At 58.5% G+C, this 23347-nt stretch carries 18 protein-coding genes and 1 tRNA gene; 6 read left to right on the top strand and 13 right to left on the bottom strand.

The features are described from left to right. Positions 1-33: 33 nt before the first annotated feature. From VJ651_RS08210 to VJ651_RS08180, 7 genes are all read right to left on the bottom strand, one after another. Positions 34-1074, bottom strand: a complete 1041-nt coding sequence (locus VJ651_RS08210) for an Imm72 family immunity protein (RefSeq protein ID WP_324106979.1) — start codon at positions 1072-1074, stop codon at positions 34-36. Continuing rightward, on the bottom strand, positions 1074-1742 hold the full coding sequence (locus tag VJ651_RS08205; protein WP_324106978.1) for a hypothetical protein: 669 nt from the start codon (positions 1740-1742) through the stop codon (positions 1074-1076). The genes VJ651_RS08210 and VJ651_RS08205 overlap by 1 nt, the downstream gene beginning before the upstream one ends. After that, a complete protein-coding gene (locus tag VJ651_RS08200; protein WP_324106977.1) occupies positions 1739-2419 on the bottom strand; it encodes a hypothetical protein in 681 nt (226 codons plus the stop codon). The genes VJ651_RS08205 and VJ651_RS08200 overlap by 4 nt, the downstream gene beginning before the upstream one ends. After that, positions 2416-5220, bottom strand: coding sequence for a type VI secretion system Vgr family protein (locus VJ651_RS08195; protein ID WP_324106976.1), 2805 nt, complete (start codon positions 5218-5220; stop codon positions 2416-2418). The genes VJ651_RS08200 and VJ651_RS08195 overlap by 4 nt, the downstream gene beginning before the upstream one ends. A gap of 150 nt (positions 5221-5370) precedes the next feature. Next, on the bottom strand, positions 5371-7257 hold the full coding sequence (locus VJ651_RS08190) for an MFS transporter (RefSeq protein WP_324106975.1): 1887 nt from the start codon (positions 7255-7257) through the stop codon (positions 5371-5373). Positions 7258-7405: 148 nt separating this feature from the next. Next, positions 7406-8404 (bottom strand): NAD(P)/FAD-dependent oxidoreductase, encoded by a 999-nt coding sequence (locus VJ651_RS08185; protein WP_324106974.1) that lies wholly within the window; start codon positions 8402-8404, stop codon positions 7406-7408. Between the two features lie 171 nt (positions 8405-8575). After that, a complete protein-coding gene (locus VJ651_RS08180) occupies positions 8576-9022 on the bottom strand; it encodes a CBS domain-containing protein (RefSeq protein ID WP_324106973.1) in 447 nt (148 codons plus the stop codon). A 181-nt stretch (positions 9023-9203) separates the two neighbouring features. On the opposite strand from VJ651_RS08180, the gene VJ651_RS08175 reads away from it, so the two are divergent. Next, a complete protein-coding gene (locus tag VJ651_RS08175) occupies positions 9204-10514 on the top strand; it encodes an O-acetylhomoserine aminocarboxypropyltransferase (protein ID WP_324106972.1) in 1311 nt (436 codons plus the stop codon). Position 10515: 1 nt separating this feature from the next. Then, complete coding sequence (locus VJ651_RS08170) at positions 10516-11322, top strand: alpha/beta hydrolase (RefSeq protein ID WP_324106971.1); 807 nt, start codon at positions 10516-10518, stop codon at positions 11320-11322. Here VJ651_RS08170 and VJ651_RS08165 read toward each other — a convergent pair. Together VJ651_RS08165 and VJ651_RS08160 are read right to left on the bottom strand one after the other, a co-directional pair. After that, a complete protein-coding gene (locus VJ651_RS08165) occupies positions 11309-11431 on the bottom strand; it encodes a hypothetical protein (protein ID WP_324106970.1) in 123 nt (40 codons plus the stop codon). The two genes, VJ651_RS08170 and VJ651_RS08165, sit on opposite strands and share 14 nt — an antisense overlap. Positions 11432-11464: 33 nt before the next feature. After that, positions 11465-12721, bottom strand: a complete 1257-nt coding sequence (locus tag VJ651_RS08160; protein WP_324106969.1) for a YihY family inner membrane protein — start codon at positions 12719-12721, stop codon at positions 11465-11467. Positions 12722-12793: 72 nt separating this feature from the next. Between VJ651_RS08160 and wrbA the strand changes: the two genes are divergently transcribed. The 4 genes from wrbA to VJ651_RS08140 are packed head-to-tail and all read left to right on the top strand — an operon-like array spanning position 12794 to position 15637. Next, positions 12794-13402 carry an NAD(P)H:quinone oxidoreductase gene (gene wrbA / locus VJ651_RS08155; protein ID WP_136418073.1) on the top strand — a complete coding sequence of 203 codons (609 nt, stop codon included), beginning with the start codon at positions 12794-12796 and terminating at the stop codon, positions 13400-13402. Next, positions 13402-13794, top strand: coding sequence for a DUF2069 domain-containing protein (locus VJ651_RS08150; RefSeq protein WP_324107006.1), 393 nt, complete (start codon positions 13402-13404; stop codon positions 13792-13794). The genes wrbA and VJ651_RS08150 overlap by 1 nt, the downstream gene beginning before the upstream one ends. Beyond that, on the top strand, positions 13791-15197 hold the full coding sequence (locus VJ651_RS08145) for an FAD-binding oxidoreductase (protein ID WP_324106968.1): 1407 nt from the start codon (positions 13791-13793) through the stop codon (positions 15195-15197). Before VJ651_RS08150 ends, VJ651_RS08145 begins: the two co-directional genes overlap by 4 nt. Further along, entirely contained in the window at positions 15194-15637 is a 444-nt protein-coding gene (locus VJ651_RS08140; RefSeq protein ID WP_324106967.1) for a DUF4124 domain-containing protein, read from the top strand. Before VJ651_RS08145 ends, VJ651_RS08140 begins: the two co-directional genes overlap by 4 nt. A 1-nt stretch (position 15638) precedes the next feature. On the opposite strand, the gene VJ651_RS08135 is transcribed toward VJ651_RS08140, so the two are convergent. The 4 genes from VJ651_RS08135 to VJ651_RS08120 form a co-directional block, all read right to left on the bottom strand. Continuing rightward, positions 15639-16940 (bottom strand): HD-GYP domain-containing protein, encoded by a 1302-nt coding sequence (locus VJ651_RS08135; protein WP_324106966.1) that lies wholly within the window; start codon positions 16938-16940, stop codon positions 15639-15641. 231 nt (positions 16941-17171) lie between these two features. Further along, positions 17172-17248: transfer RNA gene (locus VJ651_RS08130), tRNA-Arg, on the bottom strand. Between the two features lie 138 nt (positions 17249-17386). Continuing rightward, a complete protein-coding gene (locus tag VJ651_RS08125; protein WP_324106965.1) occupies positions 17387-20341 on the bottom strand; it encodes an EAL domain-containing protein in 2955 nt (984 codons plus the stop codon). Positions 20342-20546: 205 nt separating this feature from the next. Continuing rightward, positions 20547-23339: a FecR domain-containing protein gene (locus VJ651_RS08120; protein ID WP_324106964.1), complete on the bottom strand. Its 2793-nt coding sequence runs from the start codon at positions 23337-23339 to the stop codon at positions 20547-20549. Positions 23340-23347: the final 8 nt, after the last annotated feature.

Below are 23347 nucleotides of genomic sequence, written 5' to 3'. Positions count from 1 at the left end.
ACATTTCACAAAAGCGGCAACCAGTCGAGACACTTACTCGGTCCGCCGGCTTTTGCCCACGTACTGCCATATCGTAAGACCGTAACCGGAATCAAGATCGGCAAAACTCTCGCGCTCCATGTAGAAACGTGTTTCGGTCTTTCCGTCTTGCGATTGCCAATAGCCCGCGCGCGGGCATTCCTCGCCTGCCGTTGCACGCAACACACTCGAGTCCAATTCGTCGCGCTGACGCTCGGGCGCAGATTCAAGGTATTCTTTTTCCTCGTCGGGAATGGTGCCGTCTAAATAGCGCGTGTCTTGCCAGATCAAGCGCCAGCGTACTGGTATGGCTGGCTCATCCGTTCCGTCCCTGTAGAGTGGCGCGGTCGTTCCAGCGATCAAGTAATTCATGCACCCCTTTTGCAGGGCGTCCGGTTCGCTGGGCACGAACAGGCTACAAAGTTTGACGACCCGGCTCTGTTTAATGGACGGATCAAGCCATTCAGGTTCCCAGATGCCATCGACCGACACTTCTTTTCCAGAATCGACAATTGTCTTTGTGGGCTCTGGAACGTCAGGTAATTGAGATGGAAAGTTGAATTGTGAATAATCAAGATGCCGTGGCCAAGTGTCTGTGAAAAATACGGTCTTCGCTTTAAAGGTTGCGGGCAGCGTCTTGTCCGGATTTTCCGCAATGTAAAAAAGCCTCTTGTACTCTTCAACTTGTAAATGCGCGTTATAGATTTCCTCTTTGTTTACCATCCAATCATGTACATACTCCACCGGATCCATTAATCGGTACGCATATTTGATCTGATGTTTAATCAGCCAATTCGCTTTGTTCCTGAAGATATAGCGGTCACCTTGTTTCAAGAGGGGCAACCCTCTGTCAAAGCCTTCACAGCCTTTCCAAAAACTCTTGAGCGCCTCCACCCAGAAATCATCCGAATCAAGGGGCGGGTGAACATGGTTTACGGCATATTCCCAGCCGTCGGTAAATGCTTGGAACGCGTCGCCCAATGCTTTCCATGCGGTGTAAGAGCTATATTTTCTTAATAGCCAGAACACCCTTTTCCGGTCGTCTTCGGTCATCATCACTTAGTTCCTGTTTTAGCTTGCTTCGTCGCGTACTCATTACTTAAGAGCTTGTCGACCGAAGCCCCATTTTTCGCATTGGCCGCGATTTCATAGCCATACCTATTGGTGGTCTTTCCCCACCCTGTAGACAGGCTTGGAAGTTTTTCAATCAAGGCTTTCAAGTCTGCGGGCCAATCAATGTAAACCTGCATGCCGCCACCAGCCAGGAATTGCCCTGATTCGCTATTGAACTGCTCTGCAGCCTTGCCTTTCCATACTTTTAGTTCTCGTCCGGCCGGAATTTCAAATTTGACGAAAAAATTGTTGAGGTTGAAGTTGTCAAGAACTGCGAGATCCTCGCGCCAGACCTGTGAATCGGGAGGAAGCGTCTCTGTCCACCAAGGAGATGCTTTGCCATTCCTGCCGGGCTTAAGCACCCGGTATATCGTCTTCGGCCCCCTAAACTTGACCGCGTGAATCGGCCCGGAGAACGCCTCAATCACTTCGAGATCTTCCCACTTTTCTAGCGTATCGTTGTATTTAGCCCGCTTCGCCAAATTCGGCCACCCTTCCACATGCTGATAATCCTCAAAGCGATTCTGCGGGAATCCCTTGCTCTTCGGATGTGACGCCGGTGTGCCGTGCTCCACGAGACGCGCTTCAGCTTCGCGGGTCGTGTTCTTCATGGCGGTCTGGACCGTATGCCATTCACCTTCATAGAGCTGCGCCTGTATTTTTTTAGTCGCGCGTTAAGCTCCTTGATCGCTTCCGGGATCATGCGTCCGCCTTGCTCCTTGAGCTTGGCGAGCGCGTTCTGCAAGTCCGCAAATTCCTCCAAGACCTCTTTGGGCAAAACGGACTTCAAGCGATCTGACAAGACGCGCAGGGTGTCGTCGATTCGCTGACAAATGGTGTTGAAACCCTCAATTAGTTTTCCCTGATATTTCGCGAAATCGAGTTGCTTGACGAACTTGACGGCGTCGCCGTGACCGAGCCGGTTGCATAACTGGATGATGGCTTGCAGGATCTCTCTGTCTTGTGCCGCGCTTTTACCCGCTTTCATCACGAGTTTGCCTATCCCCTTGAGCAAACCTCCCAGCAATGGCACGATCGCCAATAATGGCAAGAGCAGCGCAACCCATTCCATCACCTCTTGCCATAGCTTTGGCGCCTTGCTCATGCGGATAAGCTGGGCAATGACATCGCGTGCTGCGGTTACTTCGCCAGCGATCGGAAAGGCACTCAGCGTCGCGTCGAAGGCAATCTGACCGATGCTCAGTTTGTCGTTGAAACCACCTTGGACCGCGCCCCACAACCATTCGCCGACTTCCAGCGCACTACGCTTAAATTCTGCCGCGCTCATGCCCACCCCCTGTATTTCTGCATGAGATTGTTGATATCGCCCTCGCTGAAATTGCTCTTGTAGTCGGGGTTGTCCGATCGGCTTTTCATTTCATATTGGCGTGCATCCGGTTTGAAGCGAATGCGCGCTGGGCCGGGGGGCACATCGTTCAGTCGCACCATGCCTGCGGCGTCAGTCACTCCAGTGCGCTTGCTGCCATCCGAGAAACGGATTTCATACCTGGCATTCTGGAGGCCCTCATTGTCGTGATACAAATGCGTTATATCGAGGTCATTGGGTGAAAGTGTTGTACTCGCGTTGGGTAACCCAGGCAAGCGCGCTGCATGGCTTCCCGCTCCCAGGAAGTCATGCGTACTCCCCTTCACCGATACCGATGCCGGACAGTGAATATCGATATCCGCTCCAGCAAGCTTGATATATCCGCCACCGGACGCGAGCAGAATTTCGTTCTTCGCCTGCAGCGTGATATTCGCATTGCTGGAGGTGACGATCAGCGCCTGGTCTGCCAGCACATCCATCGGTCCGGTGTGTGCTCGCACCGACACGGTTTCCTTCGCAGCGATCACTTTCGCGCCACCGGCATGGGTAAACAGCGATGCAGCCTTCGCGGCCACGATCGAGGCTGCCTGCCCCGCGGTCGCGCGCATCGACGATTCTGCCGTCATCGTTATGTCCTGCCCCGCGAAGATGACTGATGATGCCGGTGTCGCAATATGGATGCCGGCCTGGCTGTCGAACAGTGCGGCAGGTTGTTCGAAGGCTGCGACGTCGTGACCGTCCGCATTTTCCTTGCCTGTCACATTGACCTTCAAATTTTCCAATCCGGCCTGGATGGCGAGTGGCGTTGCCTGATGCTGGGTCGCGGCATTCGACAAAGTTTGCGCGAGCTCGCTGGCTGCCTTGAACCTGTTCTGAGCTTCTTGCGTGTCGAGTTGTGTCGACGTCGCAAAGGCTCTCTGCGTCGTCGACAGGAAGATGCCGCGCTTGCCGCGCAAGCTACTCCATGCATCGGTGGCGAGTTCGAACCCGATGCCACGGTATGCGCTCCGGATATTTCCGCTTTGACGGATCAGGTAGCCGATGTTCAGTTGGCTCACTTCATAAGTCGACGCCACTGTCTGACGCAATTGCCCCGGTGTGTCGTCGATCGCCCACTGGTTGAAACCGTTCGCGCCATATTCTTTTGACTTAATGCCAGCCAGGGCGCCGGGGTGATTGTCCGCGCCGTGAAAAGGCGGCAGGTCGGCACCGTTGTAGAGTTGCCCGACAACGACCGGGCGGTCGATGTCGCCGTCGATAAAATCGACGCACACTTCCTGACCGATGCGCGGGATGAATGAGACCCCCCAATTGGCGCCGGCGGCCGGTTCTGCGACGCGCACCCAGGTGCCGGACGTATTGTCACCCGGCGCATTCGATGACGTCGGGTGTTCCAGTTGGCCTGGTGTCGCCCGCGCTCCACGCTGCCAGAGAAACTGGATCTTGATGCGATGGTCGCGTTCGGTCGTGATTTCCTCGCTGGCGACACCAACCACCAATGCAGTCTGTACGCCAGGCGCGACCGGTTTGGGGAAATGATATCCGGGGCGAATCGGTGTGACGCGTGGCGCGCAGGTGAACTGATTGCGGTAGGTGCCGGCTTCGATATCGGCGCGCTGCGCCAGTTCTGCCGCGCCGTGCGCCAGGTTGTTGGCGCCACGATGTTCGATCGATAGCACCGCGTAGTCGCCATCGGCATCCGGATGTCCGATCAGGGTGAACCAGGTGCCAATGCTCAGTGCTCGGGCAGCCCCTTCTCCACTGATGACATGTTGGGCGAGGCCGAGCGATTCAGCCCGTGCGCGGGCAATGCGCGCGCTCTCTTTAATGTCGGTGTAGCGATAGGCGCCTGAGCCCTGGTAGATCTCCAGTGCGGGTATCGCGTCGGGTCGCGCCTGCACTGATTCTTCTGCGGCGTGCGCTACGAGGTTCTTGTAGTCCCAGCTTGCCAGCGCGACTGCATTTGACTGCATCTGGCGGCGCTGCACGAAATGCGTGATGGAGTCGGTGGTTTCGGCAATATCGGCGCGGTGGAAACGGATCTCGGATTGCGCGCATGCGCGCAGCGCAGCGTTGTCGTCGAACACGACCAGGCGATGACGCATGCCTGCGGCATAAGCGTCGGGAATCGCACCGGCTTGCTCAGCTTCATGCTCGAAAAAGAAGTTCAGGCCTTCTTCCGCCAGCAGGCGGGCGACGAAGTCGTAGTCGCTTTCACGATACTGGATAGTGATTGAACGTTGCGGCAACGCAGTCTTGACATCAAATCGGTAGCTGGCGTTCGGGTAGTCTTTGAAGATGTCTTCGAGAATCTCCAGTATGGTCTTGTCCTGGAAGACATAGCTGTCACGCCGCAGCGTGAGCTGATGCAACCAGGGCACAAGCGTGAGGCGATAACTCGCAAGGCTGCCGTCGCTGCCAAGTTGTGAGGCCTCGCCGACAATGCCGTGGAAAGAGCGGCTACGGCCGTCAGCAAGCATCAAGCGCAGCGATACTTCTTTTCCAATCAGGGTCTTGAGTACGACATAGGCCGAGCTCGCGAGACAGTCGACATCGAGTCGAAACTGGCCGGACATGGATTCCCGTCCCGTGAAGCGCTCCACAATCAGCGCGCCGGCTCCGAGCGGAGTCTCAATCGAGATCAGACGGGCATGTTGCGACAGGCTGTTCAAAAAAGCCTGGCGGCCTTGGCCGGCGAGGTGAGTAAGGACGGAAGACGTGCTTGAACCAGGCGGTCCGGCCGCCACTTCGGAGAAATGCATGGAATTCTTCTTGGCTACGGGATTATTATCAAAAATGCATCAAATATTACTGCATTTGATGTCATTGATGCAACATTAATCCGGCCCGCCGGCCCGGCTTACATGGTTATCTGTAGCCAGGCAATTCCATGCCCCGTCTTCGCTCGAAGGTTATTTCCACTCGCCGCGCAATTCACGCACTTGTTCGTAGAGCATTTCCGGCGTCGCGATCGCCGGCGCGACCGGCTGACCGACCACCAGGGACAGGCGTGAGAACGGTCCGCGCCTGAATGAACGTTCAAAGGGGTTTCCGGGGCTGCGCGTGAGCATGCTGCCCCACAAGCCGCGCAAGGCCATCGGAATGACCGGCACCGGCGTACGGTCTATGATCTTGCTGATGCCACCCTTGAATGCATTCATTTCGCCGGTCGTGGTCAACTTCCCTTCGGGGAAAATGCAGACCAGCTCGCCCTCGTGCAGCGCTTGCGCAATGTCGACAAAAGCCTTTTCCATCAGCCACGGATCTTCCTTGGCGGGCGCGATCGGAATGGCCTTTGCCGTCCTGAAGATCCAGGACAGGAGCGGAATCTTGAAGATGCGGTGATCTATCACGAAGCGGATTGGCCGCGGGCTGGCCGCCATGATGACGATGGCGTCAACGTAGCTGACGTGGTTGCAGACCAGCACCGCCGCGCCCTCCTCCGGGATGCACTCGGTATCCACCGTGTGCACGCGGTGAATGGTATGGATCAGCAGCCAGGCCAGGAAGCGCATCAAGAATTCCTGCACCAGCGAGAAAATGTAAATGGCAACTACTGCGTTCAGGAGTGCGGTCGCCATGAAAATCTGCGGAATGGTATAACCCATCTTCAGCAGGACCATGGCAAACAGCGCTGCTGCAACCATGAACAGCGCATTCATGATGTTCATGCCGGCGATGGTACGCGACACATGCTTGCGGTCGCAGCGCGTCTGAATCAGCGCAAACAAGGGCACGATGTAGAAGCCGCCGAACACGCCGATCATCACGATATCGAACAGAATCCGCATGCTGCCATGCTGTGCGATGAATCCCGCGATGTCGACTGGCGTCGTGCCGGAATAGGCCAGGCTGGCAAGATAAAGGTCGATACCGAAGACGGACAGGCCGATCGAGCCGAACGGGACCAGCCCGATTTCCACCTTGTGCCCCGACAGGCGTTCACACAGCAGCGAGCCGGCGCCGATACCGATTGAAAATACCGTGAGCAGCAAGACAAAGATGTTGTGATCGCCATGCAGGTAATCTTTCGCATAGACCGGGAATTGCGCGAGGATCAATGCGCCGTAGAACCAGAACCAGGAGTTGCCGAGCACCGAGAGGAAAACCGGACGATTCTGCCGCGTAAATTGAATGTTGCGAACCATCTCGGTGAACGGGTTCCAGTTGATCCTCAGCGCGGGCTCGGGTGCCGGCGAGTGCGGAATGCGGCGGCTGACGAGCCAGCCGATCACGGCGATGATGATCGTGCCGAAAGCCACCAGTTCGACACCCCATGGCTTGTGCACGACCAGCATGGCGCCGAGCACCTCGCCCAGAAGAATTCCGACGAAGGTGCCCATCTCGATCACGCCGTTGCCGCCGACCAGTTCGTCCTGATGCAGGTGCTGCGGAAGATACGCATATTTGACCGGTCCGAATAAAGTCGAGTGCAAACCCATCCCCACCACGGCGGCCAATAGCAGCCAGAGGCTATGCATCATCCAGCCAAATCCGGCGGTCGCCATGATGGCGATTTCCAGCAACTTGACGTAGCGCGTCAACGATGACTTTTCAAACTTGTCGGCCAATTGCCCCGCTGTCGCGGAGAACAGCACGAACGGCAGAATGAACAAGCCCGGGATGAGGTTGTTCAGCAATCCGGGCTCAAGCGTGGTCCAGTTCAGGGCCTCGTAGGTGAGGATGGTCATCAGCGCGGTCTTGAACACGTTGTCGTTGAAGGCGCCGAAAAACTGCGTCCAGAAGAACGGTCCGAAGCGGCGTTGCGCAAGCAGCGAAAATTGACTGGATTGGCTCATCTCTTTTTTTCAGGAAAATGTGAATGCGGATCGAATTGCTCGTCGCATGGACGCAAACGACCGGCGCCCATACGCGATGGCGCAAGTGTAGTAGAGAGTCGGTGGATTGTGCGCGCTTTACGGAAAGTCGCGCAGGATGATACGCCGGTTAGCCGATCATTTCCGCCAGTGCCGTGCCGCTCAAATAGGCGTTCTCCACGCGACCGCTGCCATCCAGGCCAGCAGAGAACCAGTCGCCGCACACGCCGACGCGTGCCTGTCCATCCCACAGGCAATCGCCCGGCAGTGTGCTGGTGGCCTGCGCGTACCGCCAGCAGTGCACGTCGGCATACACCGGCTGCACCGGCGATCCGGTTGCCTCGTGAAACGCCTTCAGCAGTTTTTCCTTGACCCGTTCGGGGTCGTCATGCAGATGTTCCTCGCTCCATTCCGGCGACGCATGTCCGATCCAGTGCTCGCCCGGCCGGCGCATGGGCTTGGAGGTATCACGTGCGATCCAGCGCAGGCGCGAACCCTGCAGCCATGCGCCGTCGTAATCGAGGTCGAGTGACTGCTGGAAGCCGAGGATCAATGCCCAGCACGGCGCGAGATGTTCCTGGCCGACCTGATCGGCAAGCGCAGCTACCGGCTGCAGCAGCGGTTGCGCAAGGTCGGCGGGAACGGCAGCAATCACCGCGTCGAACGGGCCCGCGCTGGCATCGATCGCGACCGTATCGGACTGGACGGCAAGCAGCCACTGCTCGCCGTAGCGTTCGATGCGATGAACATTCTGTTCCGTGCGTACTTCGATGCCGTGCGCAAGTTGCTCGCCCAGCGCCGCCATGCCCGGCACCGCGACCAGCCTCTGGTTGGCATTGGAGCGTCCGGCCGGTTTCGCCGATCCGTTTTCGAGCCTGACCAGTTTTCCTTGCCATGGCAGTACCCAGCCGGCCTTGCGCCACCGAGCGACTTCCTTCTTGAAACGCTCGCTGGAAGCCGTGAAGTACTGAGTACCATGGTCGAAGCCGCCGAGCTCGGTCTGGCGGGTTCCCATGCGGCCGCCGACATGATTGTTGCGTTCATAAACGATGACGCTGTGTCCTTGCTCCTGAAGGCGCTGTGCGCAGATCAGGCCGGCCAGGCCGGCGCCGACGATGGCGATATGCATGTTGAATATCCTTTCCGTATCCGACGCTTCCGAGGCTTCGGATCCGATGCGATTCACTCAATGGAAATACAATAAAAAAGGCCGTTCATGGTTCGTCCCATGAACGGCCCTGCAGTCAATGCCACGGCGCAAAGAGGTAAATGCAATAGGCGCAATCGCCGCTCGCTACGATTATTCGTCACCTTCTGCCGGCCAGTCGCGAATATAGGCCTTGAGCATCTTGTTCTCGAAACTCTGCGCTTCGAACACCGCCTTGGCGACGTCGTAAAACGAAATCACGCCAAGCAGCGTTTTTGCGTTCACCACCGGCACGTAGCGCGCATGACGCTCCAGCATGAGGCGGCGCACTTCGTTGACTTCGGTATCCGGCGTAATGGTGATCGGATGATCGTCCATGTGCTTGCGCACGGTCTCGGAGCCGATCGTGCCCTTGTTCATGTACAGGGCTTTCATGACTTCGCGGAAGGTCAGCATGCCGACCAGTTCGCCGAACTCCATGACGACCAGCGAGCCGATGTCCTTCTCGGCCATGATCTCTACTGCCTCTGCCATCGGCTTGTCCGGCGTCACGGTGTAAAGAATGTCGCCTTTGACTTTTAGGATTTCGGATACTTTCATGTGGTCGTCCCAGCAGGTTAATTGTTGTTGTCGCACTTGAAATGTAGCCTAAGCCGCACGAAAAATCCAGCGCAGCGCTGTCGCTCGCATGACAGCTCGAAGAGCCGTTCGGTGCTAGGATTGCAGAGCTTCAAGTGGCTGTACAAAAAACTGATCCAGGACAAGTTTCGGAGACAAGCGAATGAGTGCCCCCAAATATCCAGGGTTCGATACCCTGTCCCTGCACGCCGGCGCGGCACCGGATCCCGCCACAGGCGCGCGGGCCACGCCGATTTATCTGACGACCTCGTTCGTCTTCAAGGATTCCGATCACGCCGCGTCGCTGTTCAACATGGAGCGCGCAGGTCACGTGTATTCACGTATTTCGAATCCGACCAATGCCGTGCTCGAAGAACGCATCGCTGCACTGGAAGGCGGCGTTGCCGGCATCGCGGTGGCCAGCGGTCAGGCGGCGCTGCATCTCGGCCTGGCGACAATCGCCGGCGCCGGCTCGCATGTGGTTGCCTCGCGCGCCCTGTACGGCGGATCGCAAAACCTGCTGGCATATACGATGAAACGCTTCGGCATCGACACCACGTTTATCGATCCGCGCGATCTGGATGCGTGGCGCAACGCGATTCGTCCGAATACCAAGGTGCTGTTCGGCGAGACGCTGGGCAATCCCGGACTCGACGTGCTCGACATTCCGAAGCTTGCCGAGCTTGCGCACGAACACTATCTGCCACTGATGGTGGATGCGACCTTCACCACGCCCTATCTGCTGCGGCCCTTCGACCATGGCGCGGACTTGATTTTTCATTCAGCGACCAAATTCCTGTGCGGGCATGGCACCGCGATGGGCGGCCTGCTGGTAGACGGCGGCACCTTCGACTGGCAGCTTGCGTACGAGAAGACCGGGCACTTTGCGGAATTGTGCGAGCCGTACGACGGATTTCACGGCATGGTGTTTTCGGAAGAATCGACGGTCGCGCCGTTTTCGCTGCGCGCACGGCGCGAGGGCTTGCGCGACTTCGGTGCCATCATGAGCCCGCATAATGCCTTCGCGATCCTGCAAGGCATCGAGACGCTGAGCCTGCGCATGGAGCGGCATGTTGCCAACACGCGCAAGATCGTGGAGTTCCTGGCTTCGCATGCTGCGGTCGAATCGATCGCTTATCCGGAATTGGAATCGCACCCTGATCATGTGCTGGCACGGACGCTGCTGCCCAAGGGTTGCGGTGCGGTGTTTTCATTCAGCCTCAAAGGCAACCGAGCCGCGGGGCGACGTTTCGTCGAAGCGCTCAAGCTGTTTTCGCACCTGGCCAATGTCGGCGATGCCAAGTCGCTGGTGATCCATCCTGCATCGACGACGCATTTCCGTATTCCCACCGACCAGCTCGCGGCCGCGGGCATTACCGAAGGAACGATGCGGCTGTCGATCGGACTGGAGGATCCGGACGACTTGATCGAAGATCTGGCGCGTGGCCTGAAGGCTGCGCAGAAGGGAGCGTGACATGCTGCTCAATGTTCAGGGACAGGAAGCCTATTGCTATACCGGCGGCAAGCCCTTCAATCGAGAACTGCCAACGGTGGTCTTCATTCACGGCGCGCAGAATGATCATTCGGTATGGATTCTGCAGACGCGCTATTTCGCGCATCACGGGTTCGGCGTGCTCGCGCTGGATCTGCCCGGCCATGGTCGCAGCAAGGGCGCGCCCCTGACCAGCGTGGAAGCCATGGCCGATTGGCTGATCGCCCTGCTGGACGCTGCCGGCGTGCAGAAGGCAGCGCTGATCGGACACAGCATGGGATCGCTGATTGCACTGGAATCGGCATTCCGCGCGCCGGACCGCGTCGGCCGGCTGGCACTGGTTGGCACCGCCTATCCGATGAAGGTTTCCGACGCGCTGCTCGACGCCTCGAAAAACAATGAGCAGATGGCGATCGACATGGTCAACATCTGGTCGCACACCTCGATTGCACAGAAGCCCTCCTGCCCCGGCCCCGGCTTTTATGTGATGAACGGCAGCCAGCGACTGATGCAGCATGTCTCCCGTCAGAATCCGGCACAGGTGTTCTATACGGATTTTTCTGCCTGCAATGCATACGCAAACGGCGAAGTGGCAGCAAAGTCGCTGGCCGGCCCTGCCCTGCTGGTGCTCGGCAAACGCGACATGATGACGCCGCCGAAAGCCACGGCGACACTGACCAAAACCATCCCGCAATGCCGGGTTGTGCAAATCGACAACTGCGGCCATTCGCTCATGGCCGAGCAGCCGGATGCCGTGCTGGACGCGTTGTTCGGCTTCATGAAGGAGTAAACCCCATTGCGCAGGACAGGAAGAGAATGCGGCTTGCCGGGAAGAATACCAGTTGCATCTCGACAAAACCGGCTTGCCTGAAATCAAGCAAGCCCAAGATGGCCATCATGTCGAGTCGTTTACCGAACGGAGAGGCGTCGTTCTAAGTGAAATGGGAGGCAAGGGTCTGGCCCAGACCCTGCTCCACCGCGCCTTCGACTTGCTTGGCCAGCACCGCATTGCTCCCGGTATTGAATACGAACATCCGGTACACATCTGCAATTTTCAGTTGTTCCGGATTTGCGAGCAGCACCCATCTGTCCAGACCTTCGGTAAGGTGCTTGCCGAACTGAACGCGCTTCGGCGACTCGGACTTGATTCGTCCCACCCAACCGGCGTCGAGCATCTTCTGCAGCAAGGCTTCCGACTCGTCGAAACCGAGCCGCGTCAGGGCCCGCAGGGTTCGTGCATCAACCGCCGCATTGATGCCGTTCTTGCGGGCCGTATAGAGTACTTCCAGCACCGCCATGGCGTCGACGAAGGCACTGCCCGGCGTGGCCACGTGCCACCAGCGCTCATACTTCACGACCGGCAAGGCTGCCGCGAGCACGGCGCCCATCAACGTAATCAGCCAGGACAGGTATATCCACAACAGAAAAATAGGCATCGCTGCAAGCGCGCCATAAATAACCGTGTAAGTCGGAAATTTGGTCAGGAAGATGACGAAAATGCGCTTGGCGATTTCAAACGCGGTCGCGGCCAGCAAGCCGCCGCAGGCCGCGTCCCGCCAGTCGATAAGGCGGTTGGGCACCGCCAGGTAAAGCAGGGTGAATGCGCCCGTCGTCAACAACACCGAGATCAGCGTATATGAAACCGCGCCAATGACAGGGGATTTCATGCCCAGCCCGCTGGTGACCGAAAACAGATCCGAGGTGAATGTGAGCGACACGCCGATCAGCAGCGGACCGAGCGTGACCACCGCCCAGTAAATCACCAGCCGCTGCATGAATGGCCGCGCCGTCTTGACGCGCCAGATATGGTTGAATGCGCGGTCGATGGTCAGCATCATGACGATGGCTGTCAGGATCAGACCGATCGCGCCGATGGCCGACAAGCGAGTCGCCTTGCTGGAGAACTGATTCAGATACCCGAAAATCGTATTGGCGATCGTCTTGGGCATCAGGCTCTTGATGAAATACGCTTCCAGCGAGGCGCGAAAGGTATTGAAAAGCGGAAAAGTCGTAAAGATCGCAAAGGCGATGGTCAGTATCGGCACCAGCGCCAGCACCGTGGTGAAGGTCAGACTGCCAGCGACCTGCGGCAGGCGCTCCTCGTCCAGTCGCCGGCGCGCAAACTGGAACAGGCCGCGCACATCGTCGAACGGAAAGTTGCGGAAGATCGCCAGGTTGAACGGAAACATGCGCTGTACAGGCTGCGGCTGCGTCATTGAGGGCAGGTCGGGATGGTTGTAAAGCGTCCTATAATAGCAAGCATGAATTATCCTGACCTCACAATCCTTGTTTTATATTATTCCCGTTCCGGAACGACGCGCAAAATGGCAGAGCTGATCGCCCAGGGAATCGAAAGCGTTCCCGGCTGCGAAGCGCGCCTGCGCACGGTGCCCGCAGTCTCCGCCGTGACGGAAGCGACCGAACCCGCCATCCCGAAGGAAGGCGCGCCCTACGTCGAACTGCGCGACCTGGAAGAATGCGCGGGTGTGGCGCTCGGTTCTCCTACGCGCTTCGGCAACATGGCTGCGCCGCTGAAATATTTTTGGGACGGCACCTCGGCACAATGGCTGTCCGGTGCGCTGGCCGGCAAACCGGCCTGCGTGTTCACATCGACCGGCAGCATCCACGGCGGGCAGGAGGCAACATTGCTGTCGATGATGCTCCCCTTGCTGCATCACGGCATGCTGCTGCTTGGCCTTCCCTACACGCATCCGGAATTGATGACCACCACCAGCGGCGGCACCCCCTACGGGGCCAGCCACTGGTCGGGTTCCAATGGGACCAACGCCATCTCTCCCGATACGCACTTGCTGACCGTCGCGCTCGGACGCCGCCTGGCGGAAACCGCGGCGAGATTGAGAGGCGCATGATGCAAAACCGCATGCAAAAGGGTTTTTATTACGGCTCCGCCAGCAGCCTGATCCTGCTGATTCTCCTTGCCGTGGCATGGGAACTTGTACTTGATCCGCTGCGTCCCGGCGGCTCGTGGCTGGTATTGAAAGTGCTGCCCCTGCTGCTGCCGCTGCGCGGCGTCTTGAAGCGCGACATCTACACCATGCAGTGGTCGTCGATGCTCATTCTGCTTTACCTGATGGAAGGTATCGTGCGCGCAACCAGCGACAAGGGCCTGTCCGCGACGCTCGGATGGATCGAAGTCGCGCTCGTCTGCATATTCTTCTTTTGCACTATCTTGTATCTGCGCCCCTTCAAGCAGGCTGCGAAAAAACTGGCGCAGCAGGCCATTCAAAAAGCATCCAAATGAACGATTTCCTTCAACAATGCCGCGACGCCATCGGCGCCGCATACGTACTTACCGATGCCGCCGACACGGCCGGGTATCTGACCGATTGGCGTCGTCGCTTCACCGGCAAGGCGCTGGCCGTGATCAAGCCCGGCTCCACCGAAGAAGTGGCGACCGTGGTCCGCCTCTGTGCGCAATTTCAAGTACCGATCGTGCCGCAGGGCGGCAATACCGGGCTGGTATTGGGCAGCGTGCCGGACGAGAGCGGCAGCGCCATCGTGCTTTCGCTGGCGCGCCTGAACAAGATTCGCGCGATCGATACGATCAATAACACCATGACAGTCGAATCGGGCTGCATCCTGGAGCAGGTGCAGAATGCAGCCGCCGATGCCGACCGATTGTTTCCGCTTTCGCTGGCGGCGGAAGGCAGCTGCACCATCGGCGGCAATCTGTCGACCAATGCCGGCGGTACCGGCGTGCTCCGCTATGGCAACTCGCGCGAACTGTGTCTAGGACTGGAAGTCGTCACGCCGCAAGGCGAGGTGTGGAGCGGCCTGCGTGGGCTGCGCAAGGATAATACCGGCTACGATTTGCGCGATCTGTTCATCGGCGCAGAAGGCACACTGGGCGTCATTACCGCCGCCGTACTGAAACTGTTCCCGCAACCGAAGGCGCAGCTGACGGCACTGGCCGCCATGCAGTCACCGGACGATGCGCTGCGCCTGCTGTCGATGGCGCAGGAAAAATGCGGAGCGATGTTGACCGGCTTCGAATTGATGTCGGACTTTTGCCTGCGCCTGGTCAGCAAGCATTTCCCGCAGCTGCGTCTGCCTTTCCCGCAGAATTATCCGCAATATGTCTTGCTTGAACTTTCCGATAATGAATCGGAAGAGCATGCGAACGCCATGCTGGAAGACCTGATCACCGATGCGCTGGAACAGACGATCATCCAGGATGCGGCCGTTGCCTCCTCGATCGCGCAGTCGAAAGCATTGTGGAGCCTGCGCGAGCACATTCCGCTGGCACAGGCCGAGGAAGGCAAGAACATCAAGCATGATATTTCGGTGCCGATTTCACGCATCGGCGACTTCATTCGCGTGACCGACGTGGAGCTGGAGAAAAACTTCCTCGGCTGCCGCATGGTGACTTTCGGCCATCTCGGCGACGGCAATCTGCATTACAACGTGTCGCCGCCCGAGCATGGCTGTCCCGACGCGTTTATCGCGCATCAAACGGAAATCAATCGCGTGGTGCATGACAGCGTGCACCGCTTCGGCGGTTCGATCTCGGCCGAGCATGGACTGGGCGCATTGAAACGCAATGAAATCGTTCAATACAAATCCGAAGTCGAAATGCGCCTGATGCGTACGATCAAGCAAGCGCTCGACCCCTTGGGCCTGATGAACCCGGGCAAAGTCGTATGAGAAGGTCCGTCAAGTCCATCATGAAGCCGGCCTTGCTGTTCGGCTTCAGTTTCCTGCTGGCGTCGCCGGCCTTTGCCATCTACAAATGTGAATCGGATCACGGCACCGTGTACAGCGACACCCCCTGCCCCAACGCCAAGCTAGTCGACATCAACAATGCGACGCCCGCCGACACCGACGATGCGCGTCGCCAGGCAGCGAAGGAAAAGAAGGCGCTGAAGCAGCTTGAGGATGCGCGCCACAAGACGGAACGGATCGACGACAAGGATCGCCAGCGCGCCGCGCGGGCGCAAGCCGCGTCGCGAAAAGCCTGCGCAAAACTGGCGCTGCGAAAGAAGTGGGCGAATGAAGATGCCGCCTCCGCCACCGGCAAGGCGGCAGACAAGGCCAGACGCAAGGCGCGGCGCGCCGAAGAGTACTTTCAAACGGAATGTGCCTGAATCAGTGCTGTCCGTCGAGCAGAGCAATCAAGGGTTGAAACGCCTCTGCCTCATGCGCCTCCAGTGCGGAAGCCTGCAGGGATAGATCGCGCGCCACGTCGCGAAGCCGCCACTCGATCTCTCTCGTCGCAACCTTGGTTTCGAACAGGATATCGACACTGCGCGATTCAAATATGCAAACCGATTCAGCGAGACATACATCCAGGCCGGTACTGCTGAAGGCGCGCTGGATATTGTTGGTTCGCCGGTTGACGTCGCTCAGCAGCTGGCTCGCCTTCTTCGACCTCAATCCGGGCGACTCCTGCAGCTTCTGTTCCTCTTGCAGCACGGCGTCGATATGCTCGTACAAGGATTGCACCTGCTGTCGTTCCTCGCCAGTCGGCGTGCCGCTATCGGCCGCCGCCGGACCGTTTTCTTCACGCGCTTTTTGCATCGCCGCCGAGACAGCTGAAACCAGCTCGTGCGCATGTTCGCCCGGAATGATCTTCAAGGCCAGCACGGCACGGTTCAGCGGCTGGTCCTGATTGGTCAATATGCCGGAAATCATTTCCGCCACTGAAATCACCTGCCCTGCCGCACTGATCTGGGAGCCGGAAATCTGGCGCGGATAGCCTCCGCCGTCAAAGCGTTCATGATGCTCGAACACGGCCTGCGCAACGGAAGGGGGATAGTTTTCCAGTCCCTGGATCAGCATCTGGCCGATGCGCGGATGGACGACCACATGCCGCCACTCGTGGGGATACAGACGGCGGTTCGAATGCAGATATTCCGGGTCGATGTACAGCTCACCGATGTCATGCAGCAGGCCGGCCAGCGCGACAACCATCTGATCCTTGCTGCTCAGGCCGAATTTCCTTGCCAGACAGATCGATATCAGACTGACCATCACGCTGTGCTGCAAGGCTGTCTGGCCACCGCGCTCGATAATGGTGAGCATGGTGCTCATCGCGCTGCCGAACTCGATCTGCGACAACAGTTGTACTGGCGAAGTGCCGTTGCCGGCCAGCCCGAGCATGGCGCGAATCGGCTCAAACGTATCGGCAATGCGTTGCGCCTCCACCGAAATCATGTCGACGTCGACACCGGAATCCACCGCAATGCTGGATTCGAACGGCTTGCTTAGCCGGCGCATGATCAGCCTCTCCTGCAGGCTGCGGGAAATCTTGGCGCCCTTGGCGACCAGTTTCATGCCGCGCGCATCAAAGATGTCTTCCGTCGCCTTGATATCCTTTTCCTCGGCAAGGTTCATCACCTTGTCGAGATAGTGTTTGTTGACGGAATTGATCAGGAGTTCGTCGGACATCGGGCGTTTCTTTAGCAGGGGTAGCCAGGGTAAAGACGGTGCCAGCGGTCCCACTCAGCAGTTCCGATCAGAAATTGCTGAATGGAAATCACACAAGTATTGTGCCCCGCGTATGGTCTTCCGTAAATGAATTTTTCATAAATCCTTGCGCCATCCTGTTTCTGCGGAACATGCAGAAAAAGCGTTGCACCGCAAAGATGCATACAGGGGAAAACACGGATCAGCGAGGGGTGGCCTGCCCAGCAGGAATCGAACCTGCGACCCTCAGCTTAGAAGGCTGATGCTCTATCCAACTGAGCTATGGGCAGCGCGAAACGAGAGCGAACCGCAACTGAATAAAACGACAACATGGCTGTTGGCGGCGTGCATTCCGTGTGCGATGAAGCTTGCGGATATTACATCTAATAACGCAGGCTTTCAACGTCCAGGAGACTATTCGTGAGAATCTAGTTCAGCTGTAATTTGTTCTCGGCCATCAGCTTCTCAAGCTGGGAAACCGCTACCGGCCTGCTCAAGTAATATCCCTGCATCTGATCGCATCGCTGCTTGCGCAGGAAGTCGAGTTGCTCCACGGTTTCGACGCCTTCCGCGATCACCTTCATCTTCAGGCTGTGCGCCAGTGCGATCACGGCCTTTGCAATTGCCGCGTCGTCAGAATCGGTTGTGATATCTCTGACAAAGGACCTGTCGATCTTGAGCGAGTCGATCGGGAAGCGCTTCAGGTAGCTCAAACTGGAATAACCCGTTCCGAAGTCGTCGATCGACAGGTGCACGCCCATTTTGCTCAACTTGAGCAAGACTTCCGCCGCAGCCTCCGGGTTTTCCATGATGACGCTTTCGGTGATTTCCAGCTCCAGCCATTCGGGGCTGCAACCGGTTTCCTCGAGAACGCGCGACACGGTCTTGACGATATCCTGCTGCTTGAACTGCCGCGCCGACAGGTTGACCGCGACCTTGACGTGCGCCAGCGCATTGTTTTCACGCCAGGCACGCCCCTGCGCACAGGCAGTGCGCAGCACCCACTCGCCCATCGGCACGATCAGCCCCGTATCTTCCGCGACCGGAATGAAATCGCCCGGAAAAACCATGGGCTGGCCGGGCGGCTCCCAACGCAGCAAAGCTTCGACACCAATGATCCGGCCACTGGAGAGATCCATCTGCGGCTGGTAATGCAGGACGAACTCGTCGCGTTCCAGTGCACGGCGCAATCCGCTTTCCAGCTTGAGGCGATCCAGTGCCCTGGAATTCATTTCATGCGCGTAGAACTGGAAATTATTGCGGCCGGCATCTTTCGCGCGGTACATCGCGGTGTCGGCATTCTTCAGCAAGGTTTGCGCGTCAAGGCCATCCCGGGGAAATACGCTGACGCCGATACTTCCCGTGGGGTAGAACTCGTGATCCTGCATCGCCATCGGCCGCGACATCGTTTCGAGAATCTGCTGCGCCATGATCGCCGCGGCATTTTCGTGCGCAATGTCGGGCCGGATCACGACGAACTCGTCGCCGCCAAGCCGCGCGATGGTATCGCCGGCGCGCACGGTGAAGGATAGTCGGCGCGCGATCTCGACAATGATCTTGTCGCCCACGTCATGGCCCAGGCTGTCGTTGATATTCTTGAAGCGGTCAAGATCGATCATCATGACCGCAACCTGGCCGCCGGAGCGATTGGCGAAAGCCAGTGCCTGCGTCAGGCGATCCAGCAACAGCGAGCGGTTCGGCAAACTGGTCAGTGCGTCGTAGTTGGCAAGATGCAGCAACTCTTCTTCAATCTGCTTGCGCCGCGAAATATCCTCGACCACCGTACTGAAATACTTCGGTTTGCCCTGTTCATCGCGCACCGTCGAGCTCGTGAGGTTGACCCAGATGTAATACCCGTTCCTGTGACGATAGCGCTTTTCCCAGGTCTTCTCGTCCACTTCGCCGCCAATCATGCGGCGTGCGACCGACCAGTCGGCGATCACGTCCTCCGGATGGGTAATATCCTGGAAACGCATTTCCAGCAGTTCTTTTCTTGAATACCCGACGATTTCGCAGAGCTTCTTGTTGACCATCAGCCAGCGTCCGTCCGGCGCGACATGAGCAAGGCCGACCGCGGCCTGATTGAACGCCACGCGGAAGCGCTCTTCGCTCTCGCGCAATACCGCCTCGGCCTGCAGGCGCGCGGTAATGTCGCGCACCACGGCAACCAGTAGCTGCCGGCCTTCCGACTGAACCGCCCGCAGATACACTTCGACCGGAAATCGCTTGCCATCCTTGCGTTGGTGAACCGTGTGCAGGATCCCGGTCTTGCTGTCGCTGCCGATGACTTCATCGAAGCGATGATTGATTCGTTCCAGCTCGCCATCGTCCGGCTTGAGGTCCTGCGGCCCAAGACGCAGCAATTCCTGATGCGTGTATCCCAGCGTGGACAGCGCCGTCTCATTGGCGTCGATAAAGCACATCCGTTCGCGGTCGATCAGGTAGACCGCATCGATCGAGCTGTCCAGCGCCATCCGGAAGCGACGCAACTCCTCCTGCGAGCGAACGCGATCGGTAATGTCCTGCGCCATCACCAGCAGCGTCTCTTCCTGCGCAAGCAATGCACCGGACACATTGAATTCGTAGTGGCGCACCAACGGACCGTCGGTCACGGTCACCGTCAGGTCATGCTGATCCACGCCGGTGGCCAGCACCTGCCGCAGGCCGTCGAACAAGGCGGCGCTGTTGATCAAGGTGTTCAGTGGCATGCCGGCGACGTTTGCCTCGGCGTCAACACCAAACATCCTGCACATCGCGCGATTGATGGTACGAATATTCAAATTCACATCTACCGCCATCAGGCCCGAAGGCATGGAAGCTATGATTTGCTCAGTGTAATTCTTGACGCGCAGGATCTCCTTGCGGTCGGCCTGGAAATAGGTATCCAGGGTCAGCACCACATCCATGCAGATAATCTTCAGCAATGCGTTATACGCAGCAAAGAACTGCTGCGGCTCGTCGCGCATCACGTCAGCCAGAATCGGGATCACCTCGGCGACATACTTTCGGTAAGCACCGACATACCACTTGGGTTCCAGGCCGATGCGTTGATGCACGACGCCGACACGCAGGCGATCCTTGATATAGCGCGCATCGTAATCGCCCTCCGTCAGGCGATTGAAGTACGCAACCTGAGCGCACTTCAATCGCTCGCTGATGCCGGCATCGCCCAGCAAGGGCTGAAGCTCGGGGAATTTGGACAGATAACTATGGAAGGAATCGACCAGCGCCGGCTGATGCGGCGCCAGCAGATCATGAACTTTTCGCAATAACGCGATGTCGGTGTCGGTCAGTTCGAGGACGGCCTTGCGCTGATCGATTCCGCCAGGATCCAGGCCGATTTCCCTGGCGATGATCTCAACGAGTTCATCCAGGTCTTTCATGCAATGGCTCCGCCGGAATACGCGAATACAGCTGTTGTATTACATGCAGACGCCAAGTGTCCCTCGCTCGCGACAAGATAGGAAGACTGATTATCTCAGCGACGCCAAGTCAACGCAAATTGTAAATCTGGGATGTCGCATTATTGCTGGCCTCTGCGCGCATGTCCGCTCTCCGGGCGAAGCGGACATGCCTGTCCCTGCCAGCCTAACGCTTCATGATCGCCAGCCCGCTCACGGCATTGAGCGGCGTGAACGTCGAGCCGCTCGCTGTGCTGGTCGTCGATCCGGTTGCCATGCCGTACATGACCGCCGCTCCCTGCGCGCCGCCGAAGAACACACCGTCGATATGGCCTATCGTTTGCGCACCGCACGAAGGTCCGCTGCAGCTTGCCGTATGCGTGATGCCGTTCACGCCGTTGAGCATGGTGCTGGAACCGAATCCATCATGCCCGCTCAGCGGGAGATTGCTGGCGCTCATGCTCCAGTTGCTGGTATTGGTCGCCGAGTTGAAGCTGACATTGACGCCGGCGTTGACCTTGGCGTTCGTGAAGTCGGCGCTCAAGGTCACCGAATTCAAGGTGCCGACGTTTCCCTTGAAGTCGGTCGGGCTGGTGCTGCCAGCCAGGGTATATGTCGCAGTCCCGCTCAGCGGCAGGCTCGTAAACGTGCCCATGTCGGTCAGCACCGGTGATGCAATCCAGTGAACGCTGCGGCCGGAGTTGTCGATCGTTCCCAGCTTGATCGCACCGTCGCGGCTGTAAATATCGATACTTCCACCTTCCCAGCGGCCCCAGGACACGGTGCTCGTGCCAATGGTGGTCGATCCGATGTCGCGATTCACGGCTGATCCGATCTTGATGGTGGCCGGCGTATCCAACACCGCTGCAAAAGTCCCTGCCGTCACAGGCGTGAAGCCAGTCGCAGTGCCGAGGAATTCGTTCAGTCCGTCTGCGCCGTAGACGACGCGCGTAGCCGGCGCTTCGCCGGCATCTATGCTGCCACGGAAGAGTGTCGTATTCGTGGCGCTGATCGACCCATCCACCAAATCAAGCCCATATCCCCAGCCGTCCGTCACACCGACGGCACGAAATGGCGTATTGAGGTTCTGCGTCGGGCCGGTGAACCCCGCCACCCCTTGCATCAGATTGTTGACAAACGTCGTGTAGCTCTGGCCGCTGGCGCTATCGACTTGCGTCGTCGGCACGCCTTCCTGAATCGCATACTGCAAGGCCGCGCCGTTCAGTCCCCGCCCCAGCAGGGAGCCGTCCATTGAACCGAATGCAAAGCCGCTCGTCGGCGTGCCGATCGAACTCATTGCGACGCCATTCTTGGTCACACTCACGCTGGACGTGCAGCCGGCGGTACCGGCACAGGCGTTGTAGCCTGAAAAGTGCGGACCGTTCAGCTGCATGTCGCTACTCTGCATGGCCCAGGTATTGCCGCCAATCGAAAAATTCAGGCTGGCGTTGGCGATCTGCGTCGTGAAATTCACGCCCAGGCTTGCGCTGTTCAAGGTGCCAAGGTTTCCTTGCTGATCCGTCGGACGGGTGCCGCCGGCCAGCGTGTAGCTGGCGCTACCGGTCAGCACTTGCGGCAGATTCTTCGGCGTCGCAACGTCGCCGGCGATCCAATGCAGGCTGCCGCTGCCAAGCGTCGCGTTGGTTGTAAAGTTTGATCCGATGACAAAAACACCCGAGGCGTTGTATGCGCCAAGACCCCAGTTTCCATTGGCATCCACCCCCATATACTGGCTCGTCTGCGTCACCTGTCCGCCCTGCCAGCGTCCCCATGTAAGCCCGCTTGCCGCATTCGAACCCGGGTCGGCCATGACACTGCCGCTTTGCGACAAGGTCGACCGATAGCTGAAGTAGTCGCTGCCGCTGTCCGTCACCTTGATGACATTGCCTGCCGCATCGCGCTGGACGGATGAACTTGGGCCGCCGAAGTAATACACCCCGGGATAGGAAAAGGTCTGCGGCTGTGTGCCGCCGCTGGACTGCACCTGCACGGGGTAGGTCGCGATCAGCTGGGTGTACGGCACCGAACCCTGGGTGGGCGGCGTCGGTATATTCAGTGTGTCGCCATTCAAGCTCAAGGACTGACCGCTGGCCGTCGTAATGACCTGACTGGAGAGATTCAAGGTATTGCCGCTCGCGTCGGTACCCGTCAAAGTGGCCGCGGGTGTCGCGGACGAGGTGGTCGAAGTCGCGGTGGCTGCTGACGCGGATTCGGTCTTGACTCCACTGCCGGTATTCTCGCTGCTGCTTGCGCTGTCGGCGTCCTGCTTGGTCGAGCTCTGTGCCTGCTGCGATTTCTTCTCTTCCTGTTCCTGCTTCTGCTCCTGCTTCGGCGCGGGCGTGGCCCGATAAAAATCGGGTACCTTGGGCAGAATGACCGGCAGATTGGTCGGAGATGCCGCAAAGCCGACCTGGTTTGCCGCGACCACGGCCATACCGGCCTGGTTGGTCAGTGTCGTGGCGCCAACGTTGACCTTGTCATAAGTCCCCGGTACCACCCCCGGCGCCGCTGCCGAGGGCAATACCACCACCGGCTCGTGATCGGTGCCGCGAATACCGATGACCGCTGTCGGCGTCTCGATCTTGTACCTGTCCTTGTTGATACGGCCGATCTTGCCGGTCACCGCGCGCAAGCCGCCCTTGAGCAGGGAGAAGGATGCCTTTTCCTTGCTGTCGTCGTCCTCGGCGAACACGTAATCGTTGACCTTCAGTTCCGTGGCCGGACGCACGGCGACCATCGCACCGTCGATCATCTTCAGTTGCGCAGAACCGCCAGGACCGGTCAGGACAGTATCGCCCTCATCCACTGCCTCGCCTTTGCGCAGCGGACGTTGCTTGCCATTGGCATCGACCACGCGCACGTCGCCGGCCACAAATTGCACATGGCCGGCCACGCCGGCTTCCGCGAACGCCGGATAAGCCGCGATCAGCGCAACGCACAATACTTTCAATCGGATGGAATCAAATCGGGTGGATGTCATGATGCGCC

The sequence above is a fragment of the Noviherbaspirillum sp. genome (genome assembly GCF_035254865.1).
Taxonomy (GTDB): Bacteria; Pseudomonadota; Gammaproteobacteria; order Burkholderiales; family Burkholderiaceae_D; genus Noviherbaspirillum.
This window is presented reverse-complemented; position numbering and strand designations above follow the sequence as displayed.

Excerpts from the sequence above, each read along its gene's own strand:
- VJ651_RS08210 (WP_324106979.1), bottom strand. The coding sequence starts at position 1,074 with ATGATGACCGAAGACGACCGGAAAAGGGTGTTCTGGCTATTAAGAAAA.
- VJ651_RS08205 (WP_324106978.1), bottom strand. The coding sequence starts at position 1,742 with ATGAAGAACACGACCCGCGAAGCTGAAGCGCGTCTCGTGGAGCACGGC.
- VJ651_RS08200 (WP_324106977.1), bottom strand. The coding sequence starts at position 2,419 with ATGAGCGCGGCAGAATTTAAGCGTAGTGCGCTGGAAGTCGGCGAATGG.
- VJ651_RS08195 (WP_324106976.1), bottom strand. The coding sequence starts at position 5,220 with ATGCATTTCTCCGAAGTGGCGGCCGGACCGCCTGGTTCAAGCACGTCT.
- VJ651_RS08190 (WP_324106975.1), bottom strand. The coding sequence starts at position 7,257 with ATGAGCCAATCCAGTCAATTTTCGCTGCTTGCGCAACGCCGCTTCGGA.
- VJ651_RS08185 (WP_324106974.1), bottom strand. The coding sequence starts at position 8,404 with ATGCATATCGCCATCGTCGGCGCCGGCCTGGCCGGCCTGATCTGCGCA.
- VJ651_RS08180 (WP_324106973.1), bottom strand. The coding sequence starts at position 9,022 with ATGAAAGTATCCGAAATCCTAAAAGTCAAAGGCGACATTCTTTACACC.
- VJ651_RS08175 (WP_324106972.1), top strand. The coding sequence starts at position 9,204 with ATGAGTGCCCCCAAATATCCAGGGTTCGATACCCTGTCCCTGCACGCC.
- VJ651_RS08170 (WP_324106971.1), top strand. The coding sequence starts at position 10,516 with ATGCTGCTCAATGTTCAGGGACAGGAAGCCTATTGCTATACCGGCGGC.
- VJ651_RS08165 (WP_324106970.1), bottom strand. The coding sequence starts at position 11,431 with ATGATGGCCATCTTGGGCTTGCTTGATTTCAGGCAAGCCGGTTTTGTC.
- VJ651_RS08160 (WP_324106969.1), bottom strand. The coding sequence starts at position 12,721 with ATGTTTCCGTTCAACCTGGCGATCTTCCGCAACTTTCCGTTCGACGAT.
- wrbA (WP_136418073.1), top strand. The coding sequence starts at position 12,794 with ATGAATTATCCTGACCTCACAATCCTTGTTTTATATTATTCCCGTTCC.
- VJ651_RS08150 (WP_324107006.1), top strand. The coding sequence starts at position 13,402 with ATGCAAAACCGCATGCAAAAGGGTTTTTATTACGGCTCCGCCAGCAGC.
- VJ651_RS08145 (WP_324106968.1), top strand. The coding sequence starts at position 13,791 with ATGAACGATTTCCTTCAACAATGCCGCGACGCCATCGGCGCCGCATAC.
- VJ651_RS08140 (WP_324106967.1), top strand. The coding sequence starts at position 15,194 with ATGAGAAGGTCCGTCAAGTCCATCATGAAGCCGGCCTTGCTGTTCGGC.
- VJ651_RS08135 (WP_324106966.1), bottom strand. The coding sequence starts at position 16,940 with ATGTCCGACGAACTCCTGATCAATTCCGTCAACAAACACTATCTCGAC.
- VJ651_RS08125 (WP_324106965.1), bottom strand. The coding sequence starts at position 20,341 with ATGAAAGACCTGGATGAACTCGTTGAGATCATCGCCAGGGAAATCGGC.
- VJ651_RS08120 (WP_324106964.1), bottom strand. The coding sequence starts at position 23,339 with ATGACATCCACCCGATTTGATTCCATCCGATTGAAAGTATTGTGCGTT.